The sequence below is a fragment of the Cryobacterium lactosi genome (genome assembly GCF_004403945.1).
In the GTDB taxonomy this organism is placed as follows: Bacteria; Actinomycetota; Actinomycetes; order Actinomycetales; family Microbacteriaceae; genus Cryobacterium; species Cryobacterium lactosi.
Map to the genome: position 1 here is coordinate 488,065 of NZ_SOHM01000031.1, position 17,674 is coordinate 505,738.

Sequence of the window (17,674 nt, forward strand, 5' to 3'; positions counted from 1 at the left end):
ACCGGGCCGCCGCCCGGCAACCACCCCGCGCATCCGCCGGGCGGATCCGCTGGTCAGTACCGGGGCTTGTCCGGTTCGATCCGGCGCACCCAGTCGTCGATGCCGCCCGCGAGATGGGTGACATCGGACCAGCCGTTGTCGCGGAGCACCCCGCGGGCGTATTCGGACCGGGTGCCGTGGTGGCAGTACAGGATGACTCTGTCCTCTGGCTCCATCACGGTGCGTGCCTCGTCGGTGAGCAGCTGCGCCATCGGCACCAGGGCCGATCCGTCGATGGCGACGATGTCCCGCTCCCAGGGCTCCCGGATGTCGACGAGCACGAAGTCGGCGGAGCCCTCCCTGCGGTCGGCCAGCAGGTCGGCAAGCTCGGCGGAGCTGACCTCGTCCGGCACCGGCGCGCCGGGGCCCTGCGGAACCGGGATGGGGTGGGCGTGCACCTGGCTGTGGCTGGTGTCGCGTGGCGGGACGGCATCGGCGCTCGGCTCGAGGTTCACGGCGGCGGTCGGTGCGGCGTTGCCAGTCGTGGCCGCGGTAGCAGGCGCGGCCGTGCCGTATGGGACGTCGCGCCAGGAGGCGTCAAGACCGTCGAGCACCAGCAGTCGGCCGAACAGTGGTTCGCCGAATCCCACGATGAGCTTGAGGGCCTCGGTGGCCATCATGGCGCCGACACCGGCGCACACCGAGCCGAGCACACCGGCCATGGCGCAGGTCTCGGCCTCGTCGGCGCCGGGCGTGGTCGGGAACAGGTCCTCCAGCCGGGTGCCCCCGGCCGGCCCGTCCACCCAGAAGGTCGTGACCAGGCCGTCGAAGCGCAGCACTGAGCCCCAGATGTACGGCTTGTGCAGCAGGGCCGCGGCGTCGTGGGCGAGGTGGCGGGTGGCGAAATTGTCGGTGCCGTCGACCACGATGTCGTAGTCCGCGATCAGGGCGAGCACATTGGCGGCGGTGAGGCGGGTCTGGTGCGCCACAACGGAGATCAGCGGGTTGCGGGCCCGCAGCGCGGCCGCTGCGGCCTCGGCCTTGGGCTGGGCCAGGTCGGCCATCGTGTAGATGGTCTGGCGGTGCAGGTTCGAGACCTCCACGCTGTCGGAATCCACGATACCGATCGTGCCGACGCCCGCCGCTGCCAGGGCGGTGAGCACCGGGGAGCCGAGGCCGCCGGCACCGATCATCAGCACCCGGGCGGCAGCGAGACGGCGCTGGCCGACGTCGCCGACCTGCTCGAGGGCGACCTGGCGGGCATACCGTTGGCGCTGGGCCGGCGTGAGCGGCGGGCCGGGGGAGACGAGGGGAACGTGCGGCATGGCGGCCCTTTCTGCTGACTTCCAGCCTAGGCCTGATGGGTGGCGGGACGGTTGGCCGGCATCGTGGCCGGCCTCCTGGCGTCATCCTCTGCCGGGGCCCGGCAGGTGGCGGTACCCTGAAGTATGACGTTCGTTGCACCTCCTCCTGCCCCCGCGCCTGATCAGGCCTCGCCGGGCCAGACGCTCAGCACCGATGAGGTGCTGCGCATCCGCAACGACTTCCCGGTGCTGCACCAGCTCGTGAACGGGCATCCGCTGGCCTACCTCGACTCGGGCGCGACCTCGCAGAACCCGATCAGCGTGATGGAGGCCGAGCAGGAGTACTACGAGCAGCGGAACGCCGCCGTGCACCGTGGCGCACACACCCTGGCCTTCGCCGCCACCGAGGTGTTCGAGGCTGCCCGCGCCACCGTGGCCGCCTTCGTCGGCGCAGACGAGAACGAGATCGTCTGGACCTCCAACGCCACCGAGGGTGTGAACCTGGTCTCGTACTCCTTCTCGAACGCGTCCCTCGGCCTCGGCGGACCTGCCGCCGCCCGCTTCAGACTGAGCGCCGGCGACGAGATCGTCGTCACCGAGATGGAGCACCACTCCAACCTCATCCCGTGGCAGCAGCTTGCCCTCCGCACCGGCTCGACGCTGCGCTTCATCCCGGTGCTGCCCGACGGCACCCTCGACCTCGCCGCCGCCGCCGAGATCCTGAACCCGCGCACCCGGCTGCTGGCCGTGACGCACGCGTCCAACGTGGTGGGCACCATCAACCCGATCGAGGACCTCGTGGCGATGGCGCACGCCGTCGACGCCCTGGTGTTCCTGGACGCCTGCCAGTCGGCGCCGCACCTGGCCTTGGACCTCGCGGCGCTCGACGTTGACTTCGCGGTGTTCTCCGGCCACAAGATGCTCGGCCCCACCGGCATCGGCGTGCTCTACGGCAAGGCGGAGCTGTTGGCCGCGATGCCGCCGTTCCTCACCGGCGGGTCGATGATCACGACGGTCGACATGCAGGGCGCCGAATTCCTCGCCCCGCCGCAGCGGTTCGAGGCCGGCACCCAGCGGATCTCCCAGGCCATCGCCCTGGCCAGCGCGGTCGACTACCTCAGCCACACCGGCATGGGCCGCATCCGCACCCGCGAAGCCGAACTCGGTCGCCGGCTCGTCGAGGGCGTCACCGCGATTCCCGGTGTGCGCCTGCTCGGCCCCGGTCTCGGGGTCGAACGCATCGGCCTGGCCGCGGTGGATGTCGCCGGCGTGCACGCGCACGATGTGGGCCAATTCCTCGACGAGGCCGGCATCGCCGTTCGGGTCGGCCACCACTGTGCCCAGCCGCTGCACAAGAAACTGGGCGTCACCGCGTCCACCCGCGCCAGCACCTACCTGTACACGACCGATGACGAGGTCGACCGGTTCCTGGCCGTGCTCGCCGAGGTCGGCCCGTTCTTCGGAGTGTCCCGATGACCTCGTCCGCCATGCAGCAGCTGTACCAGCAGATCATCCTCGACCACGCGAAGTCGGCGCACGGCGCTGTGGCCGAGCTGTCAGCACTCGACGCCGACGCCGCATCCGGCGCCGCCGGCGGGCTGCGCCAGGCCCAGTCGCACCAGGTGAACACCACCTGCGGCGACGAGATCACCGTGCGGGTGGGGCTGACCGGCACCGGAGCGGATGCCCGGATCGAGGGTTTCGGCTGGCGGGGCGTCGGCTGCTCGATTTCGATGGCGTCGGCCTCGGTGCTGAACGACACTGTGCGGGGCACCACCGTGGGCGAGTCCGAAGCGATGCTCGACCTGTTCAGGGAGATGCTGCGCTCCCGCGGCACCATCGAACCCGACGAAGAGGTGCTCGGCGACGCTGCGGCCTTCGCCGGCGTCTCCAAGTACCCGGCCCGCGTCAAATGCGCGATGCTGCCCTGGGTCGCCTTCGAAGCCGCCCTGCTGCAGCTGCGCTAGCCGTGGCGCGCGTCCGGCCGCAGCCCGGCCGTCACCGCGGTACCAGCTGGTTGGTGCTGCGCAGCACGGTCGGCGCGGCGAAGTCGGACGGGTCGACGTCCCGGGCCGAGGTGACGGTGAAGACCACGCTCTCGCCGGGCAGCAGGGTCACCAGCATGTCGTCGACCTGGGCGTCCGGGTCGACCATGTCGACCAGCAGGGCCAGGTCGCGGGTGAGCACCGGCACGGTGACCTGAACCGTGTAGCCGCCGGCGGTCCGCACAGCGGTCACCTCGGCTTCGGCAGCGGTCAGGGTCGTGTCGCGGGCCTCGGCGAAGAACCAGTGCCCGCGCACCCCGGCCAGTTCGGCGCGGAGGAGCTCCGCCGCCGCATCCGTTGCCGCGGACACGGATGCGGGCAGCGGCACGGTGACGCTCGACCGCGCCGGCAGGGTGACCTGCTCGGCGTGCTCGGCCAGGACGGCTCCCGCGTCTGTGTACCGCCGCACCCGGAGCTCGCCGCTCCAGGCGTCGGTGGAGTCGTTGACCGCGATCACGGACAGGCCGCCTTGGCGGGGCTGGATGGTGATCAGCCGGTCGGCGTAGGCGTGCTTGATCGCATACAGCAGCGGCTTGGGCCGGCCGTAGCCGTCCACAGCTGCCCACGAGGTGACCGGCCAGCAGTCGTTGAGCTGCCAGACGATGCTGCCCATGCAGTGCGGGGAGAGCGAGCGGAAGTGCTCGACCGCGGTGCTGATCGCAGTGGCCTGGTTCAGCGACATCGCCCAGTGCCAGTCGCCGATCTCGTTCGGCAGCGGCAGGTGCGGCAGCAGCCCGTCGGTGAGCTTGACGTTGCCCTCCATGGCCTTCTGGTGCACGAGCATGCCGGGCGACTCAGGGGTCAGCGGCACGTCGTGGATCGACTCGGTGAGCGTCGACCAGGTGGGCGGCCCCTGCCAACCGAACTCGGCGACGAAGCGGGGCGCGTAGTCACGGTAGGCGGGGTAGTCGCGCTGGTTCCAGAGGTCCCAGATGTGCATGGTGCCGTGCTCGGGGTCGTTGGGGTGAAGGTCGTTCCGGATGCTCCCGGCGACGGGCGAGAACGGGCTGCCGGGTGTGTAACCGATGTGCGGCGCAAGCTCGGCGACGACGGCCGGGAAGATGTCGTAGTAGAAGCCGGCGCCCCAGGTCTTGCCGTCCAGGCGCAGCTTCCAGTTCCACTCCTGGAAGCCCCAGAGGTTCTCGTTGTTGCCGTTCAGCACCACGAGCGACGGATGCGCGGCGAGCCGCGCGACGTTCTCCCTGGCCTCCGCCTCGATCTCGTCGCCGAGCGGGGCCTCTTCGGCGTAGGCGGCGCAGGCCAGCAGGAAGTCCTGCCAGGTGAGGAGGCCCCGCTCGTCGCAGAGGTCGTAGAAGTCGTCGCTCTCGAAGATGCCGCCGCCCCACACCCGGATCAGGTTGATATTGGCGAACTCGGCCTGCTCGAGCCGCTGCTGATAGCGCGCCCGGTCGATTCGGTGCGGGAACGCGTCGTCGGGGATCCAGTTTGCGCCGCGCACGAAGACGCTCTGGCCGTTGATCACGAGGGTGAATGGGGTGCCCTGCTCGTCCGGGGTGGTGTCGAACGCGACGGTGCGGAAACCGATGCGGGTGCTCGAGCGGTCCAGCTCCGCGGCGGTGTCGGCGGTGTCGGGAGCGTGCAGGGTGACGAGGACGTCGTAGAGCGGCTGGTCGCCGTAGCCGGCCGGCCACCACAGGTCGACCCCGGGCACCTCGAGGGTGACCGTGCCGCTGGTGGCTCCCGGTGCCAGCTCGACGGTGCAGCTGATCCCGGCCACGGCGGCGGTGACGCTCACCGGCGCTTCCGTGGCGCGGGCCACGTCGACGTGCACCTGCACGGTGCCGCCGCAAGAGCCGGCCCTGTCGCCGGCCGGCGGCCGCACCGTGGCGATCGGGCGCACCGTCGCCAACCGTGCGGTGGACCAGCTGACAAGGGTCACCGGCTTCCAGAGTCCGGAGGTGGACGTGTCGATGCCCCAGTCCCAGCCGAAGCTGCAGGCCATCTTGCGGATCGCGTTGTACGGATGATGGTTGACGTGCGGGCGGTAGCCGAGCTCGAGGCTGGCGGCATCCGCGGCCTTGATGGGGGACCGGAACACGACCACGAGTTCGTTGAGACCGGCTTTGAGCCTGGAGCCCACGTCGAAGGTGTAACTGCGGTGCATATTGCGGGTGGTCCCGAGCAGCACCCCGTTGAGCTCGATCTCGGCGATGGTGTCCAGGCCGGCGAAGACCAGTTCAGAGCGGTCGGCTCCGGCCGGGTTCCAGGCGAAGGTGGTGCTGTAACGCCAGTCGGTCAGGCCGATCCAGGAGAGCAGCTGCTCGTTGCCGTCCAGGTAGGGATCGGGGATGAGATCGGCGGCCAGCAGATCGGTGTGCACGGAGCCGGGCACGGTGGCCGGCACCGTGAGCCGGCGGAGGTGCGCAGGCACCGGGCCGTCGAGGGCCGTGAGGCTCCAGTCGGCGTCGAGCAGGCGGACGACGGGGGTGTGGGAGGAGAGTGCCATGGTGTTTTCAGACATTGCTTTTCCAGACGTTGCGTGGTTGTTCCCGACCTGACGCCGTTGTCGATGAATCGTTGCGGGAACAGGAAGATGATCGGGCCGGCGCTGCGGCAGGCCGCTACCGGGCCAGCTGGCGGGACAGCCAGGCGGCCTGGCGCACGAAGTGGTGGCCCTGGCCGCCCTCGTGCTGGTTGAACGGGTAGACCTCGATCTCGGCATCGCCTGCGTAGTGGTTGCGGGCGGCGAAGACCGTGGACGGCGGACAGACCGGATCGAGCAGTCCCACCGAGAAGATCGCCGGGGCCGTGGCCCGTTTGGCGAGGTTGACGCCGTCGAAGTAGGAGAGGGTGGTGAAGGTCTGCTCTACCTGGTCCCGGTGCACCGAGAGGTAGCGCACGATCTCGTGGTACGGGTCGTTGTCGGTCATGCCCACGGCGCGTTCGAAGTGGCAGAGGAACGGCACCTCCGGCATCGCAGCGACCAGTCCCTCGGCCAGCCCGGCTGCCGCCAGGGCGATACCGCCGCCCTGGCTGCCGCCGCAGACCGCGACCCGTTCAGGGTCGACCCTGTCGAGGGTGCGCACCGCGTCAATCGCCCGGACGGCGTCGGTGAACACTCGGCGGTAGTAGTAGTCGTCCGGCGACTGGATGCCGCGGGTCATGAAGCCGGGCGAGGACGGTCCACTGCCGTGCGGGTCTGCGGTGTCGCCGCCGGAGCCCCAGCCGCTGCCCTGGCCACGGGTATCCATGAACAGGTAGGCGTAGCCGCTGGCGACCCAGCCGAGGCGCTCGTGCGGAAAGCCGCGGCCGCCGCCGTAGCCGTTGTACTCGACCACGGTGGGCAGCCGGTCGGGCAGCCGGCCGCTTCGCTCAGCCGGCACCATGAACCAGGCCTTGACCGGGTCGCCCGCGAAGCCGTTGAACGTGACGTCGTAGACCTCCACTTCGGTCAACGGCGAGTCCACCCTGGTGAGCTGCGGCTCGGCCGGATGTTGCCGCGCCTCGGCCAGGGTGCGCTGCCAGAAGACGTCGAAGTCGGCAGGTTCGGCGATCTCGGGACGGTACGACTGCAGCTCGGGCAGGGGCATGTCTAAGCGGGGCACTGGTTGCCTTTCTCGGATTACGGACGTGGGCGGCTGGGGTCTGTCAGGGGCTCTGGTGCGGAACGATGACCGAGTGCCGGCCACCGAGTGCCATCGGATCGTCGTGGCTGCCGGGTTCCCCGATGCGTCGGCACATCAAGCGCAGCGGCGAGCGGGCGGGAGTGGCCGCGAGGAAGTGGCGTTGTATCGAGAGCTCGGGCGATTTTTCACCCGGCCGGGGGAAGGACCTGTCACCCATGGAACACCTCTGGAGCTTCTTCCGCGGCGCAGAGCGCGGCGGCAACCTCGACAGGGTCGAGGGGCTGGGTGCGTCCTCAGCCGGAGCTGTTGGAGCCCGCGGCTATTTCGGGGTGAGGTCGCCGGCGCCAACGCTGGCGCCAGCACCGACTATACCTGCGGCAGCATCGCCGCCGCAGGTTTCGAAATTGCCGCCGGCTACATGAGACCGAGCGCGCCGAGGGCGTGGCGGATGGCCGGGGCCACGTGCTCGGCGTACGCCGGGGTCATGTGCACGGTGTCGTACTTGGTCGGGATGGTGCCGGCGAATGCCGGGCAGATGCTGCCCGCGCAGCTGAACGGCAGCGAGCTGATGAAATGATCGCCGGTCGCCGACGGGGCGGACAGTGCGCCGGCGAACTGCTGCCAGACCTGACCGATGCCGGTGTTGCAGTCCTGGGGGCTGGAGACCTTCGAGTAGCACTGGCCGAGGTCGGCGCCGAGCGGCGGTGCGGCCAGGTAGACGATCTTGCCGGCGGCGTTGTAACCGGCTGTCTCGGCGAGGGTCGACGCCACCATGCTCGCGACCGACAGCGGCGACCGGTTGGTGTCCTGCCCCTCGGCGAACGCGTTGGCCACCACCACCAGCTGCGGGGCGTCGGCGACGATCCGCTCGCTGATGTCGAGTTTGCGCTGCGGGCAGGCATCCATCACACCGGCGCCGTCGTTGGCGACCAGCACCTCGGTGAACCGGCAGCCGTAGAGCCCGATGGTCGTGATCTGCCACTGGTTGTCGCTGGCTTCGGCGATGGCCTTGAATGCAGGGGCGTAGGAGAGGGCCTCGGAGTCGCCGACCAGGTACATCTGGTTGGGGGCGTCTGGGGACCCCCAGGTGCAGCGGTCGAAATCCGGGGTATTGCCGATGTCGAAGCAGGCCCGCGCCGGGTTGTCGTTCGAGGTGCGGCTCATGACCGCATCGAGGGTGGGCGACAGGTCGTCCGGCCAGGCGGTAGCGGCGGCGGCGGCGGCCAGGTCGGCCTGCAGGGCCTCCTCGGGGTTGACGTCGGACTGGGCATCCCCGACCGGCGCGGCCTGGGGAGCCGCCGGGGCGTTGCTCAGCTGGAACGAGACGGCGACGACGATCACAATGACGAACACCCCCATCGACGAGAGGACGAACTGGGTGCTGAACTTCTCCCGCCAGTCGCGCCAGGCCGCACGACGCTCGGCCAGGGAGCGGCGGCCGCGCAGCCAGGGGGAGCGGTGCAGTGGCTGCTCGATGAGGTAGTACGACGTCACCGAGACGGCCAGGATCGTGCCGAGAATGATCAGGGTGTTCGGCAAGCCTCGCTCGGGAAGGAGCAGGGTGAGGAAAACCAGGACCGGGAAGTGCCAGAGGTAGAGCGAGTAGGATATGTCGCCGAGGTAGACGCTGATCGGGTTGGTCAGGGGGACCAAGCTGCGCTGCGGCCCGCCCACGCCCGCCACGAGCACGAGCGCCGTCGCCGCCACAGGCAGGGCGGCCCAGGGGCCCGGGAAAGCCAGGTCGCCGCTGAGCAGCCAGAACGAGGCGACGATGCCTGCCAGGCCGCTCCAGCCGAGGAGTACCCGCCACACGGCGGGCATCCGGGCGGCCAGAGGGGCGGCGACGGCAACGATCGCACCGACACCGAGCTCCCAGGCCCTGGACAGGGTGGAGAAGTACGCGGCAGTCGGATTGGCCCGGCTCTCCCAGACGGCATAGCCGAAGGATGCCACCACGATGACGGCCGCGAGGATGCCGACGGCGCGCCGGCCGCGGCCCGGGGTGCGTGCTCCCCGAGCGAACGCGAAGAGCACCAGGAGCATCAGCCACGGCCAAAGGAGGTAGAACTGTTCCTCCACCGAGAGCGACCAGTAATGCTGCACGGCGGAGGCCGGTGCGAGGGCGTTGAAGTAGTCGGTGCCCACGGCGGTGAACCGCCAGTTGGCGACGAAGAGGAACGACGAGAGGGCGTCCCAGGCGGTGGACAGTGCCCGGGACTGGTTGAACAGGACGTAGCCCACGGTGGCGGTGGCCCCGAGGACCACGACCGCCGAGGGGAGGATCCGGCGGAGCCGATTGCCGTAGAACGCCGTGAGCGAGATGCGGCCGGTGCTCTCGTGTTCGCGGAGCAGGATGCCGGTGATGAGAAAGCCGGAGATGACAAAGAAGATGTCGACACCGGCGAACCCGCCGGTGGGCCACTGGATCACGTGATTGAGAATGACGGCGAGGACCGCGAGGGCGCGGAGCCCCTGGACGTCCCGGCGGCGGCTCGACGGTGGCCGGGCCGGGCCGGTGGCCGGGGGCGGTGTGGGCTGCGTGGGATCAGGCGGCGTCGGAACAGACGGCGTGGCCCGTGCAGGAGCGCCGGCATCCGGCGGTGTGGTCGTGCGGATCGTGACGATGCGGGTGGCATTGGGACGCGAGGCGCCCGGCCGGGACTGGCGTGGACGGGCGGGCGTCGGACCTGCCGGCGGGGTCGCTGATCCGTCGGGCGGTGGTGCCCCGATCTCAGATATCACGCGCGTCCCCCAGCTTTTGAACCCCGCCGAGTCTATTCCCGGGCGGTGTTGTGCTGGGCGGCGCTCGGCGCCTCGGCGCGCGGGGTCAGCTCGGCGCGCAGCGGCCAATCCTGGCCGTCCAGGATGATCTGGGCGCACCGGCCGGTGTCGGCGTTCACCACGATCGGGGCCATCAGATTGACGGTGGTGCCGGTCTCGCCCGGATTGGTGACCACGAGGACCATTGCCTGGTCCGGGCCGGCGAGGTCCAGCGCCCGGGCATGCTCGTCGGAGATGACGGGCGCATAGTCCGGCAGGTACACCGACGCGTCAAGGACGAACAGCCTGGTGTGCAGGTCCACGGCGGACTGCAGGGCGAAAAGTCCGGCGGCCCCGGTGATTTCCCGTAGCTGGAAGTCGGTGAGCGGCGCCAGGCCGGGCGGCGGGGAGAGGAAACTCAGGGTGGCGGTCATGAAAGGAAGTCCATCAGGGTCGGTTGGATCACGCGGGCGGTGACCGCGAGGGCGGACTGGTAGGCGACTTCCTGCAGCTTGAGGTCGAGGATCACGGTCGCCAGATCGACATCCTCGAGCTGTACGCGCTGCGCCTCGAGGCTACCCTTCGCACTGACCAGGCCGGCGGAGGCGCTCCCGATCCTGGCCTGCCGGGCGCCGACGTCGGAATTGGCCGCGATCACGGTATTCACGGCGGCGTCGACAGCGGCCAGGTGGTCCGACACCTTCACGGTCGGGTCCTTGCTGCGCAACGCCGACGAGATGTTGTCGAGCAGTTTGAACACTGAGGTGTCGCCGGTTCCGAAGACGGCGGCGCCGTCGGCATCCACCCGCACCGTGCTGTCGACACCCACGCGCCGCTCGACACCAGCCGCAGAGCCGCCACTGTGTACGCCCTCTGGCGAGAAGGCCACACCAGCGTCGGAGTTGCCCGCGAACACCGTGCGGCCCAGGTAGCTCGCGTTGGCCTGGCTGAGCAGGTCTTTCTTGAGGCCGTCGATCTGCACGGCGATGGCTTCCTTGGCCGCGGGGGACATGGTGCCGGCGTTGGCGCCCTGCACGGTGAGGTCGCGCACCCGGGTCAGGATCGTGGTGCTCGCGCCGAGCGCGGTGTCCAGCGTGGTCAGCCAGCCGTTGCCGTTGTCGGCATTGCGGGTGTACTGGGCGGTGGCCCGCTGCTCGGCCCGCACGGCCATGGCGTTCGCGGCGCGGGCGGGGTCGTCGGAGGCCCGGCTGATGGTCTTCAGCGTCGAGGACTGGTCCTGCAACTGGGCGAGGCGCTGGGCGCTGGCCTGCAGATTCGCCTGCGCGGAGCGCATCTGGGTCTGGCTGGTGACGCGGGGGATCATGGGTTACCTTCCCACCAGTCCGGTGCGATTGATCAGGGTGTCGAGCATCTCGTCCACCGCAGTCATCACCCGGGCGGCGCCCTGATAGGCGTGCTGGAAGGTGAGCAGGTTGACGTTCTCCTCGTCGATGTCGACCGAGGAGTTGGACAGCTGCATGGTGACCGCGGCGCTGGCCGACAGGTTCGCCGAGGAGGCCTGGGCCAATTCGATGCCGGTGTCGACGCCCAGCTTGGTGACGAAGGTCGACCAGATGACGTTGGGGGAGGTGACGGGGTTGTCTTTGGAGTCCAGGGCGCGCGCAGTGCCCAGCTGCGCGATCTTGTCGGCGACACTACCGTCGGCCGCGCCCGCTTTCGGTGTGCCTGCCGCGATGCCGGCGGCGTCCTTGGGGATGACCTTCAGCGAGGACGCGGCATTCGCGGCGTCGTAGAAGAAGAAGTCCAGCTTGGCTTCGACGTCAGGATCGGCACTGATCGCCCCGGTGCGGTGGAGATCGTTGACGGAATCGGCCAGTCGGGTGGCGAAGTCGTTGTAGGAAGCTGCGGCCTCGGCGAGGGCGCCTCCGGTGCCGGCAGTATCCGCCGGGCCGAGTAGCGACAGGGCGCCGGCGAGTTCGCCGCCGTCGACCACCACGGGGGTACCCGGGTGGTGCGTCCACTCCATCTGAACTGGACCGTTGCTGCTGGCTAAGGAGGTCGGGCCGGTCACCTTGAGGGTCTGCACATCGGTGCCGGACACCAGGGTGTTGCCGCCGATCAGCACGTCCACGGTGCCGTTGGCCTGGGGGCGCACACTCGCGCCGGTGATGGCGGCGATGGTGGCGGTGAGCGCGTCGCGCTTGTCGATGGCTTCGTTGGCCGACCCGCCGCTGGCCAGGGTCTGCCGGATGATGCCGTTGAGCTCGGCGACCTGGGCCGCGGCCCCGTTGACCTCGGTGACCAGAGAGTCGGCGCTGCCGCGCACCGCGGCCCACTCGTCGGTGACGGCACGGTACCCAGAGCCGATCTGGGCGGTGAGCTGACCGGCCTCGCCGAGCAGCAGTCCAGCGCCCGCCGCGGCATCGGTGCCGTTGCTGAGTTCTCCCCAGGCGGCCCAGAACTCCTGCAGCTGGGTAGACAGGCCGTTCACGCCGGGTTCCTTGAGCGAGTTCTCGATGGACCCGAGCGCGTTGGCGCGTACAGCGGTGTAGCCAGCGGTTGCGGCGGTCGCGCGCACCTTGGCGTCCAGGGTGGCGCTGCCCAGCCTGGAGATTCCGTCGACAGAGACACCGGTACCCGGCGTCGCTCCCCAGGCGACCAGCCCGGCCCGGGCGGCAGCGTTGGTGGAAGACGTCGTCACGCGCTGGCGGGTGTAGCCCTCGGTGTTGACGTTGGCGATGTTCTGCCCCACCACGTCGAGTCCGGCCCGCGCGGCGACCAACCCGGAGTACGCGGTGTTCAGGCCGCCGAATGTGCTCATCGTGTCCTCAGTCGGTCAGTCATCGCGGTCAGTCTCACAGGCTCTGGTCGAAGAGTCGGGCAGCGGTGGCCGGAGCATCCGAGGCGCCGCGGGAGTCGTAGGTGGTGGCCTGAGCGTCGACTCCGGCCAGGCTCTCCTGGGTATACCGGGCGGCGGACCGCAGGAACTGTTCGTTCACGTCGCGCAGGCTGCGGATCTGCGCGATCAGCTCGGTCATGGCGGTGAGGTGCGCACCGAGGATGTCTCCCCAGGGTCCGGCGGGGGCCTGCTGCACGAGTTCGCTCAGCGTCGCATCCTGTGAGGTGCCCCACTCGGTGGCGACAGCGGCTACCTCGACGGAACGGCCCAGCCCGGCTTCCCGCACAAGCTCGAGAACCTGCTCCACTTCGCGGGTCGCGTGCTGCACCCAACGGGTACGGCCGGCGCTCAGCAGCAGCTGCTCCTCATCGAGCTTGAAGACCAACAATTCAAGCAGTTCGCGTTCACGCCACAACAGCGCAGACAGTTCATTGGCGCCCACGTTGTCACTGCCCTTCCGCCCCTGCAGGCTCGTTGATCCATCGTACGATTCCATGACCATTCGGGAGCACTATCGGCCGCAAATTCCTGGCCGTTAGCTGGGAATTCGGGCTTTCGCCCGGCGGCCCGCGGAATCACGGCTCCTGTGTCCCCCAAAGATAGGACACCGATGCCCCGTACTGGGGGGCACAACACGTGCACAATAGGCGAGCGCTGTTGTTACCGTAATAGCCAGGCGCAAGCCGCAGGAACTGGGACCCGAACTCCCTGTCCCGGGCGGTTTTTTGCGCAGTTTCATGACGCCATCCCTCACCCTGCTCACCCGGCAGCGCACCGAGACCCGTCTCCGTTCGTAGACCGCATGGCAGCAGGCAGCACCAATCAGGAGGGCACGTGGTGAATCGTTCAGAGCGCAACAAACTCGTCGTCGAGAACCTGCCCCTCGTCGGTTACCTGGTCTCCGAAGTGTGGGCCAAGGCACGACACCTGTCCCGCGACGACCTGGCCTCGGCCGGTTCGCTGGCCCTGATCACCTCGGCAGACGCGTTCGACGCCAGCCTGGGCGTTCCCTTCGGAGCTTTCGCCCGCCGCCGCATCATCGGCGCCTTCGCCGACGAGATGCGCTCAAACGACTGGGCGACCCGGATGGCTCGCCGCCGGATCAAGGAGACCCGCAACGTTCAGGAGACTCTGGCCGCGGCTCTGGGCCGCAGCGCCACCGTCGACGAGGTCGCCGCCGCCCTCGGTGTCGACCGGGAGACCGCGCTGGCCGGCCTCGCCGACTCCGACCGGACCCTCACGACCCTGGACGACACCACCGCGGAGTTCCTCGTCGCCGACACGGTCCTGCCCGAGGAATCCCTGCTGTCTGCCGAGCGGCTCACGTATCTGCGGGCCGCTGTGGTGGCGCTGCCGGAGCGCATGCGGCTGATCGTGGAGCAGGTCTACTTCGAGGACCGCTCGGTCAAGGAGATCGCAGCTGACCTCGGCATCACCCACTCGGCCGTCTCCCAGCAGCGCTCTGAGGCCATCCGGTTGCTGCGCGACGGGCTCGGCACGCACTACGCCGACGACGCCGACGCGGAGTACGTGCCGGAGTCCACGGTGGCCCCAGCCCGGCGCAGCGCTTACCTGTCCAGGCTGGCCGACCAGGCGATGCTCGGCATGACCCACCTCGCGCACGACCGGAAGCCGGATGCCGCTGTCGTCTTGACCGCTGTGCCCCCGATGGCCACCGATACCACCGGCACCACCGGCACCGCTGGGTCTTCTGCTCCCGCCAGGGTCGGGCTGGCCGCCGTCACCGATATCACTGCGGCGCAGCCGATTGTGCTCGACTCCCGCGAACTTTTCTCCCGCAACGGCTAACGTCCCGCCGGGCGGGGCCGATAGGTCTCAGTGTCAGCCCATGGATGGGCAGGCGAACACCACCCAATCACGGAGGAACACATCATGGGTATGCAGATCAACACCAACCTCGCGGCAAACAACACCTACCGCAACCTGGCTTCGACCCAGACCGACATGGCCAAGTCGCTCGAGCGCCTCTCCAGCGGCCTCCGCATCAACCGCGCAGCGGATGACGCGGCCGGCCTGGCCATCTCCGAGGGACTGAAGTCGCAGGTCGGTGGCCTCACGGTCGCCAGCCGCAACGCCCAGGACGCCGTCTCGGTCATCCAGACCGCTGAAGGTTCCTTGAGCGAGGTCCAGACCATCCTGCAGCGCGTTCGTGACCTCGCCGTTCAGGCCGGTAACGGCTCGAACAACGATGACTCGCGTATCGCGATCCAGACCGAGGTGACGGCGTTGGGAGAGGAGCTCAGCCGAATCGCTAAGTCGACCAACTTCAACGGCATCCAGCTTGCCGACTCGACCGCGGAGGCCACCCCGCTCGTTTTCCAGGTAGGCGCCGGCGGAACGGCCGGAACTGACACGATCAGCGTCAACCTTTCTGACGTCGAATTGGTTGCGGTTGCAGTGAAAGCCCTCACCTTCACCGACTCGACCGCAGCGCTCCTTTCGGTGAAAGCGGTCGACACTGAAATCAAGGGCGTCTCCACCTCGCGGGCCGAGCTAGGTGCAAACCAGAACCGGTTCGAGAGCGTCATCCGCAACATCGCCGTCTCCAAGGAGAACCTCACCGCTGCCGGTTCTCGTATCCGCGACACCGACATGGCCGAGGAAATGGTCAAGTACACCCGCTCCAGCATCCTGTCGCAGGCCGGTACCGCCATGCTCGCGCAGGCGAACCAGTCCAACCAGGGCGTCCTTTCGCTGCTGCGCTAGATCACGGACTGACCGACTGACCGGCTGAAAAGCCGCACACGTCGACTGACCGGGAATCGGCCGGCGGCACGCTCACTCTGACCTGGACCTCAGAACGCGCGGGCCGCCGGCCACTCGCACACCCGCAGACCAACGGAACGGACACGGCGCCAATGGGACTCTCCATCGATGGCCTGATCAGTGGCCAGGACACCACGACCCTGATCAACAACCTGATCGCGGTCGAGGCGATCCCGCAGACCCTGCTCAAGGGCAAGGTCACCGCCGCCCAGGCGTACACCACCGCCGTGCAGGGGCTGAACACCCAGGTCGCCGCTCTCGCCGACGCCGCCACCAAGGCGAGCAAGCCCGCCAGCTACGACCTCTACACGGCCACCAGTAGTTCCGGCCAGGTCACCGCGACCACCAGCACCGGCGCCGCCGCCGGTGTGATCGACGTCACGGTGGGCCGGCTCGCCCAGAACCAGGTGACCGTCACCGGCCCGCTCAGCGCTTGGCCGGACGCAACCCTCACCCTCACCGACGCAACCGGCAAAGCCACCGTGCTCACGCCGGCATCCACATCGCTCGACGACGTCGTCTCCGCCGTCAACGCGGCCGGACTCGGCATCACCGCCACCAAGGTCGCCGTCGGCGCCGACGGCTTCCGCGTGCAGTTCAGCAGCACCGCCACCGGCTCCGCCGCGGCCTTCACCGTCTCCGGCGGCACGGTTCCGACCACCCAGGTCAAGGGCGCCCAGGATGCCCAGGTGACGCTCTGGGCCGGCAGCGCGGCCGAACAGACCATCACCTCCGGCACCAACACCTTCACCAACCTGCTGCCCGGTCTGGATGTGACCGTCAATGCGGTCTCCGCGACACCGGTCACGCTCACCGTGACGAGGGACGACGCCGCCATCAGCAAGATGGCCGGCGGACTGGTCAGCGGCCTGAACGACATCTTCGCCGTCATCACCAACCGGTCGGCCGTCTCGACCACGACCGACTCCACGGGCAAGAGCGTCACCACGGCCGGGCTCTTCGCCGGCGACAGCACCATCCGCACCGTCAAGCAGAACCTGCTCTCGGCCGCGTCGATGCCCGTCGACGGTCGTTCGCCGTCGGAGATCGGCATCAGCATCACCAAGAGCGGCACCCTGGAATTCGACGCCGAGAAATTCGCCGCCGCCCTGGCCAAGGACCCGGCCGGTGTGATGAAGACCGTGCAGGAGATCTCCGGCCGGGTCGCGACCGCCGCGGCGACGGCATCCGACAAATACGACGGCACCCTCACCGCCACCATCACCAGCCAACAGTCCCAGGTGCGCACGATGGGCCTGGAGATCAGCGACTGGGACCTCAGGCTCACCGCTAAACGCTCCTCGCTCGAACGGGTCTACACCGCCATGGAATCCAGGCTGGGGGAGTTGAAGGCTCAGTCCTCCTGGCTCACCTCGCAAATCAATTCACTACCCGACACCTACACAGGGAGCTCTAGCTGATGACAACCACACTGTTCCCGTCCTACCAGCTGCCGGCACAGCAGATGCCGGCAGCTCAGCCGTCGGCATCCCAGCTGGCCGGCGCGCAGGCCAAGCGTGCCCAGCTCAACCGTGAGGCTGTGCTCTCGGCCACACCCGTGCGCCTGCTCACGATGCTCTACGACCGGCTGATGCTTGACCTCACCCGCGCCGAGGACGCCCAGGTCGGCGAGAACTGGCCGGTCGCCTCGGAGAACCTGCTGCACGCCCAGGCGATCGTCGACGAACTCACCACCTCGCTGAACGTCACGGCCTGGGACGGCGCCGACGGCCTGCTGGCGATCTACACCTACGTGTCCAATGCCCTGATCGGTGCGAACATCCACCGGGACGTGGCGCGCACCCGCGAGAGCATCGTCCTGCTCGAGCCACTGCGCCAGGCCTGGCACGAAGCCGCCGGCGCCCTGCCCGCCCCGCAGACCGCTCCGAGCGCGGAGGGCTACCGTGGAGTCGCCTGACCTTCACTCCAGCAGCGCCCGGCCGCACAGCAGCCGGCCGGACAGCGCCGCGCTGGCGGGGTACCGCACCAGCAACGCCGATTGGCTGCAGGTTCTCGACGACCTCGAGGCTAGCCTCGGCAGTGGCGCCAGGGACGCCGTGCTCTCCGCCCAGGGCGGAGCGCTCGTCACCGGCGTGCAGTGGCGGGCCCCCGAACACCTGGGCCAGCTGCCGCAGGAGCTCGAGGAGCGGGCCAGGATGCTGATCGCCGGCCAGCTCGAGCTGATCCGGGAGATCGAGGATGCGCGCCGCTCGGCCGGCGCCCACCTGGCGGCCGTGCGCACAATTCTTTCGACCCACCGGTCCGACCAGCCTGTGTACCTCGACATCGCGGGCTGATCTCCGCGCCGATACTTTTTTGCGACATTCCCTCCGAGAGCGCTAACGCATCGTC

The 17,674-nt window shown here is 69.1% G+C and carries 15 protein-coding genes; 7 read left to right on the top strand and 8 right to left on the bottom strand.

The features are described 5' to 3' along the window. Positions 1 to 53: 53 nt before the first annotated feature. On the bottom strand, positions 54 to 1,304 hold the full coding sequence (locus E3T61_RS15870; RefSeq protein ID WP_134641774.1) for a ThiF family adenylyltransferase: 1,251 nt from the start codon (positions 1,302 to 1,304) through the stop codon (positions 54 to 56). Positions 1,305 to 1,427: 123 nt separating this feature from the next. Between E3T61_RS15870 and E3T61_RS15875 the strand changes: the two genes are divergently transcribed. Next, positions 1,428 to 2,759, top strand: coding sequence for an aminotransferase class V-fold PLP-dependent enzyme (locus E3T61_RS15875; RefSeq protein ID WP_134641775.1), 1,332 nt, complete (start codon positions 1,428 to 1,430; stop codon positions 2,757 to 2,759). Next, positions 2,756 to 3,250, top strand: a complete 495-nt coding sequence (gene sufU, locus E3T61_RS15880) for a Fe-S cluster assembly sulfur transfer protein SufU (RefSeq protein ID WP_134641776.1) — start codon at positions 2,756 to 2,758, stop codon at positions 3,248 to 3,250. The genes E3T61_RS15875 and sufU overlap by 4 nt, the downstream gene beginning before the upstream one ends. A 31-nt stretch (positions 3,251 to 3,281) precedes the next feature. On the opposite strand, the gene E3T61_RS15885 is transcribed toward sufU, so the two are convergent. The 7 genes from E3T61_RS15885 to E3T61_RS15915 form a co-directional block, all read right to left on the bottom strand. Further along, complete coding sequence (locus E3T61_RS15885; RefSeq protein WP_241992615.1) at positions 3,282 to 5,810, bottom strand: glycoside hydrolase family 2 protein; 2,529 nt, start codon at positions 5,808 to 5,810, stop codon at positions 3,282 to 3,284. Between the two features lie 100 nt (positions 5,811 to 5,910). Then, the gene (locus E3T61_RS15890) at positions 5,911 to 6,894 is read right to left on the bottom strand and encodes an acetylxylan esterase (RefSeq protein ID WP_134641777.1); all 984 of its coding nucleotides are present in this window, start codon (positions 6,892 to 6,894) and stop codon (positions 5,911 to 5,913) included. 435 nt (positions 6,895 to 7,329) lie between these two features. After that, on the bottom strand, positions 7,330 to 9,657 hold the full coding sequence (locus tag E3T61_RS15895; RefSeq protein ID WP_241992616.1) for an acyltransferase family protein: 2,328 nt from the start codon (positions 9,655 to 9,657) through the stop codon (positions 7,330 to 7,332). 32 nt (positions 9,658 to 9,689) lie between these two features. After that, a complete protein-coding gene (locus tag E3T61_RS15900) occupies positions 9,690 to 10,109 on the bottom strand; it encodes a flagellar assembly protein FliW (RefSeq protein ID WP_134641778.1) in 420 nt (139 codons plus the stop codon). Then, a complete protein-coding gene (gene flgL / locus E3T61_RS15905; RefSeq protein ID WP_134641779.1) occupies positions 10,106 to 10,999 on the bottom strand; it encodes a flagellar hook-associated protein FlgL in 894 nt (297 codons plus the stop codon). The genes E3T61_RS15900 and flgL overlap by 4 nt, the downstream gene beginning before the upstream one ends. A gap of 3 nt (positions 11,000 to 11,002) precedes the next feature. Beyond that, on the bottom strand, positions 11,003 to 12,457 hold the full coding sequence (flgK, locus tag E3T61_RS15910) for a flagellar hook-associated protein FlgK (protein WP_134641780.1): 1,455 nt from the start codon (positions 12,455 to 12,457) through the stop codon (positions 11,003 to 11,005). A gap of 34 nt (positions 12,458 to 12,491) precedes the next feature. Continuing rightward, entirely contained in the window at positions 12,492 to 13,031 is a 540-nt protein-coding gene (locus E3T61_RS15915; RefSeq protein WP_338145534.1) for a flagellar protein FlgN, read from the bottom strand. Between the two features lie 338 nt (positions 13,032 to 13,369). Between E3T61_RS15915 and E3T61_RS15920 the strand changes: the two genes are divergently transcribed. The 5 genes from E3T61_RS15920 to E3T61_RS15940 all read left to right on the top strand — a co-directional run bounded on the left by E3T61_RS15920 (position 13,370) and on the right by E3T61_RS15940 (position 17,619). Next, entirely contained in the window at positions 13,370 to 14,344 is a 975-nt protein-coding gene (locus E3T61_RS15920) for a sigma-70 family RNA polymerase sigma factor (RefSeq protein ID WP_338145535.1), read from the top strand. Positions 14,345 to 14,428: 84 nt separating this feature from the next. After that, complete coding sequence (locus tag E3T61_RS15925) at positions 14,429 to 15,262, top strand: flagellin N-terminal helical domain-containing protein (protein WP_194114247.1); 834 nt, start codon at positions 14,429 to 14,431, stop codon at positions 15,260 to 15,262. A 152-nt stretch (positions 15,263 to 15,414) separates the two neighbouring features. Next, complete coding sequence (fliD, locus tag E3T61_RS15930; RefSeq protein ID WP_134641781.1) at positions 15,415 to 16,743, top strand: flagellar filament capping protein FliD; 1,329 nt, start codon at positions 15,415 to 15,417, stop codon at positions 16,741 to 16,743. After that, positions 16,743 to 17,240 carry a flagellar export chaperone FliS gene (fliS, locus tag E3T61_RS15935; RefSeq protein WP_241992617.1) on the top strand — a complete coding sequence of 166 codons (498 nt, stop codon included), beginning with the start codon at positions 16,743 to 16,745 and terminating at the stop codon, positions 17,238 to 17,240. The genes fliD and fliS overlap by 1 nt, the downstream gene beginning before the upstream one ends. After that, positions 17,227 to 17,619, top strand: coding sequence for a hypothetical protein (locus tag E3T61_RS15940; RefSeq protein WP_134641782.1), 393 nt, complete (start codon positions 17,227 to 17,229; stop codon positions 17,617 to 17,619). The genes fliS and E3T61_RS15940 overlap by 14 nt, the downstream gene beginning before the upstream one ends. Positions 17,620 to 17,674 lie beyond the last annotated feature (55 nt).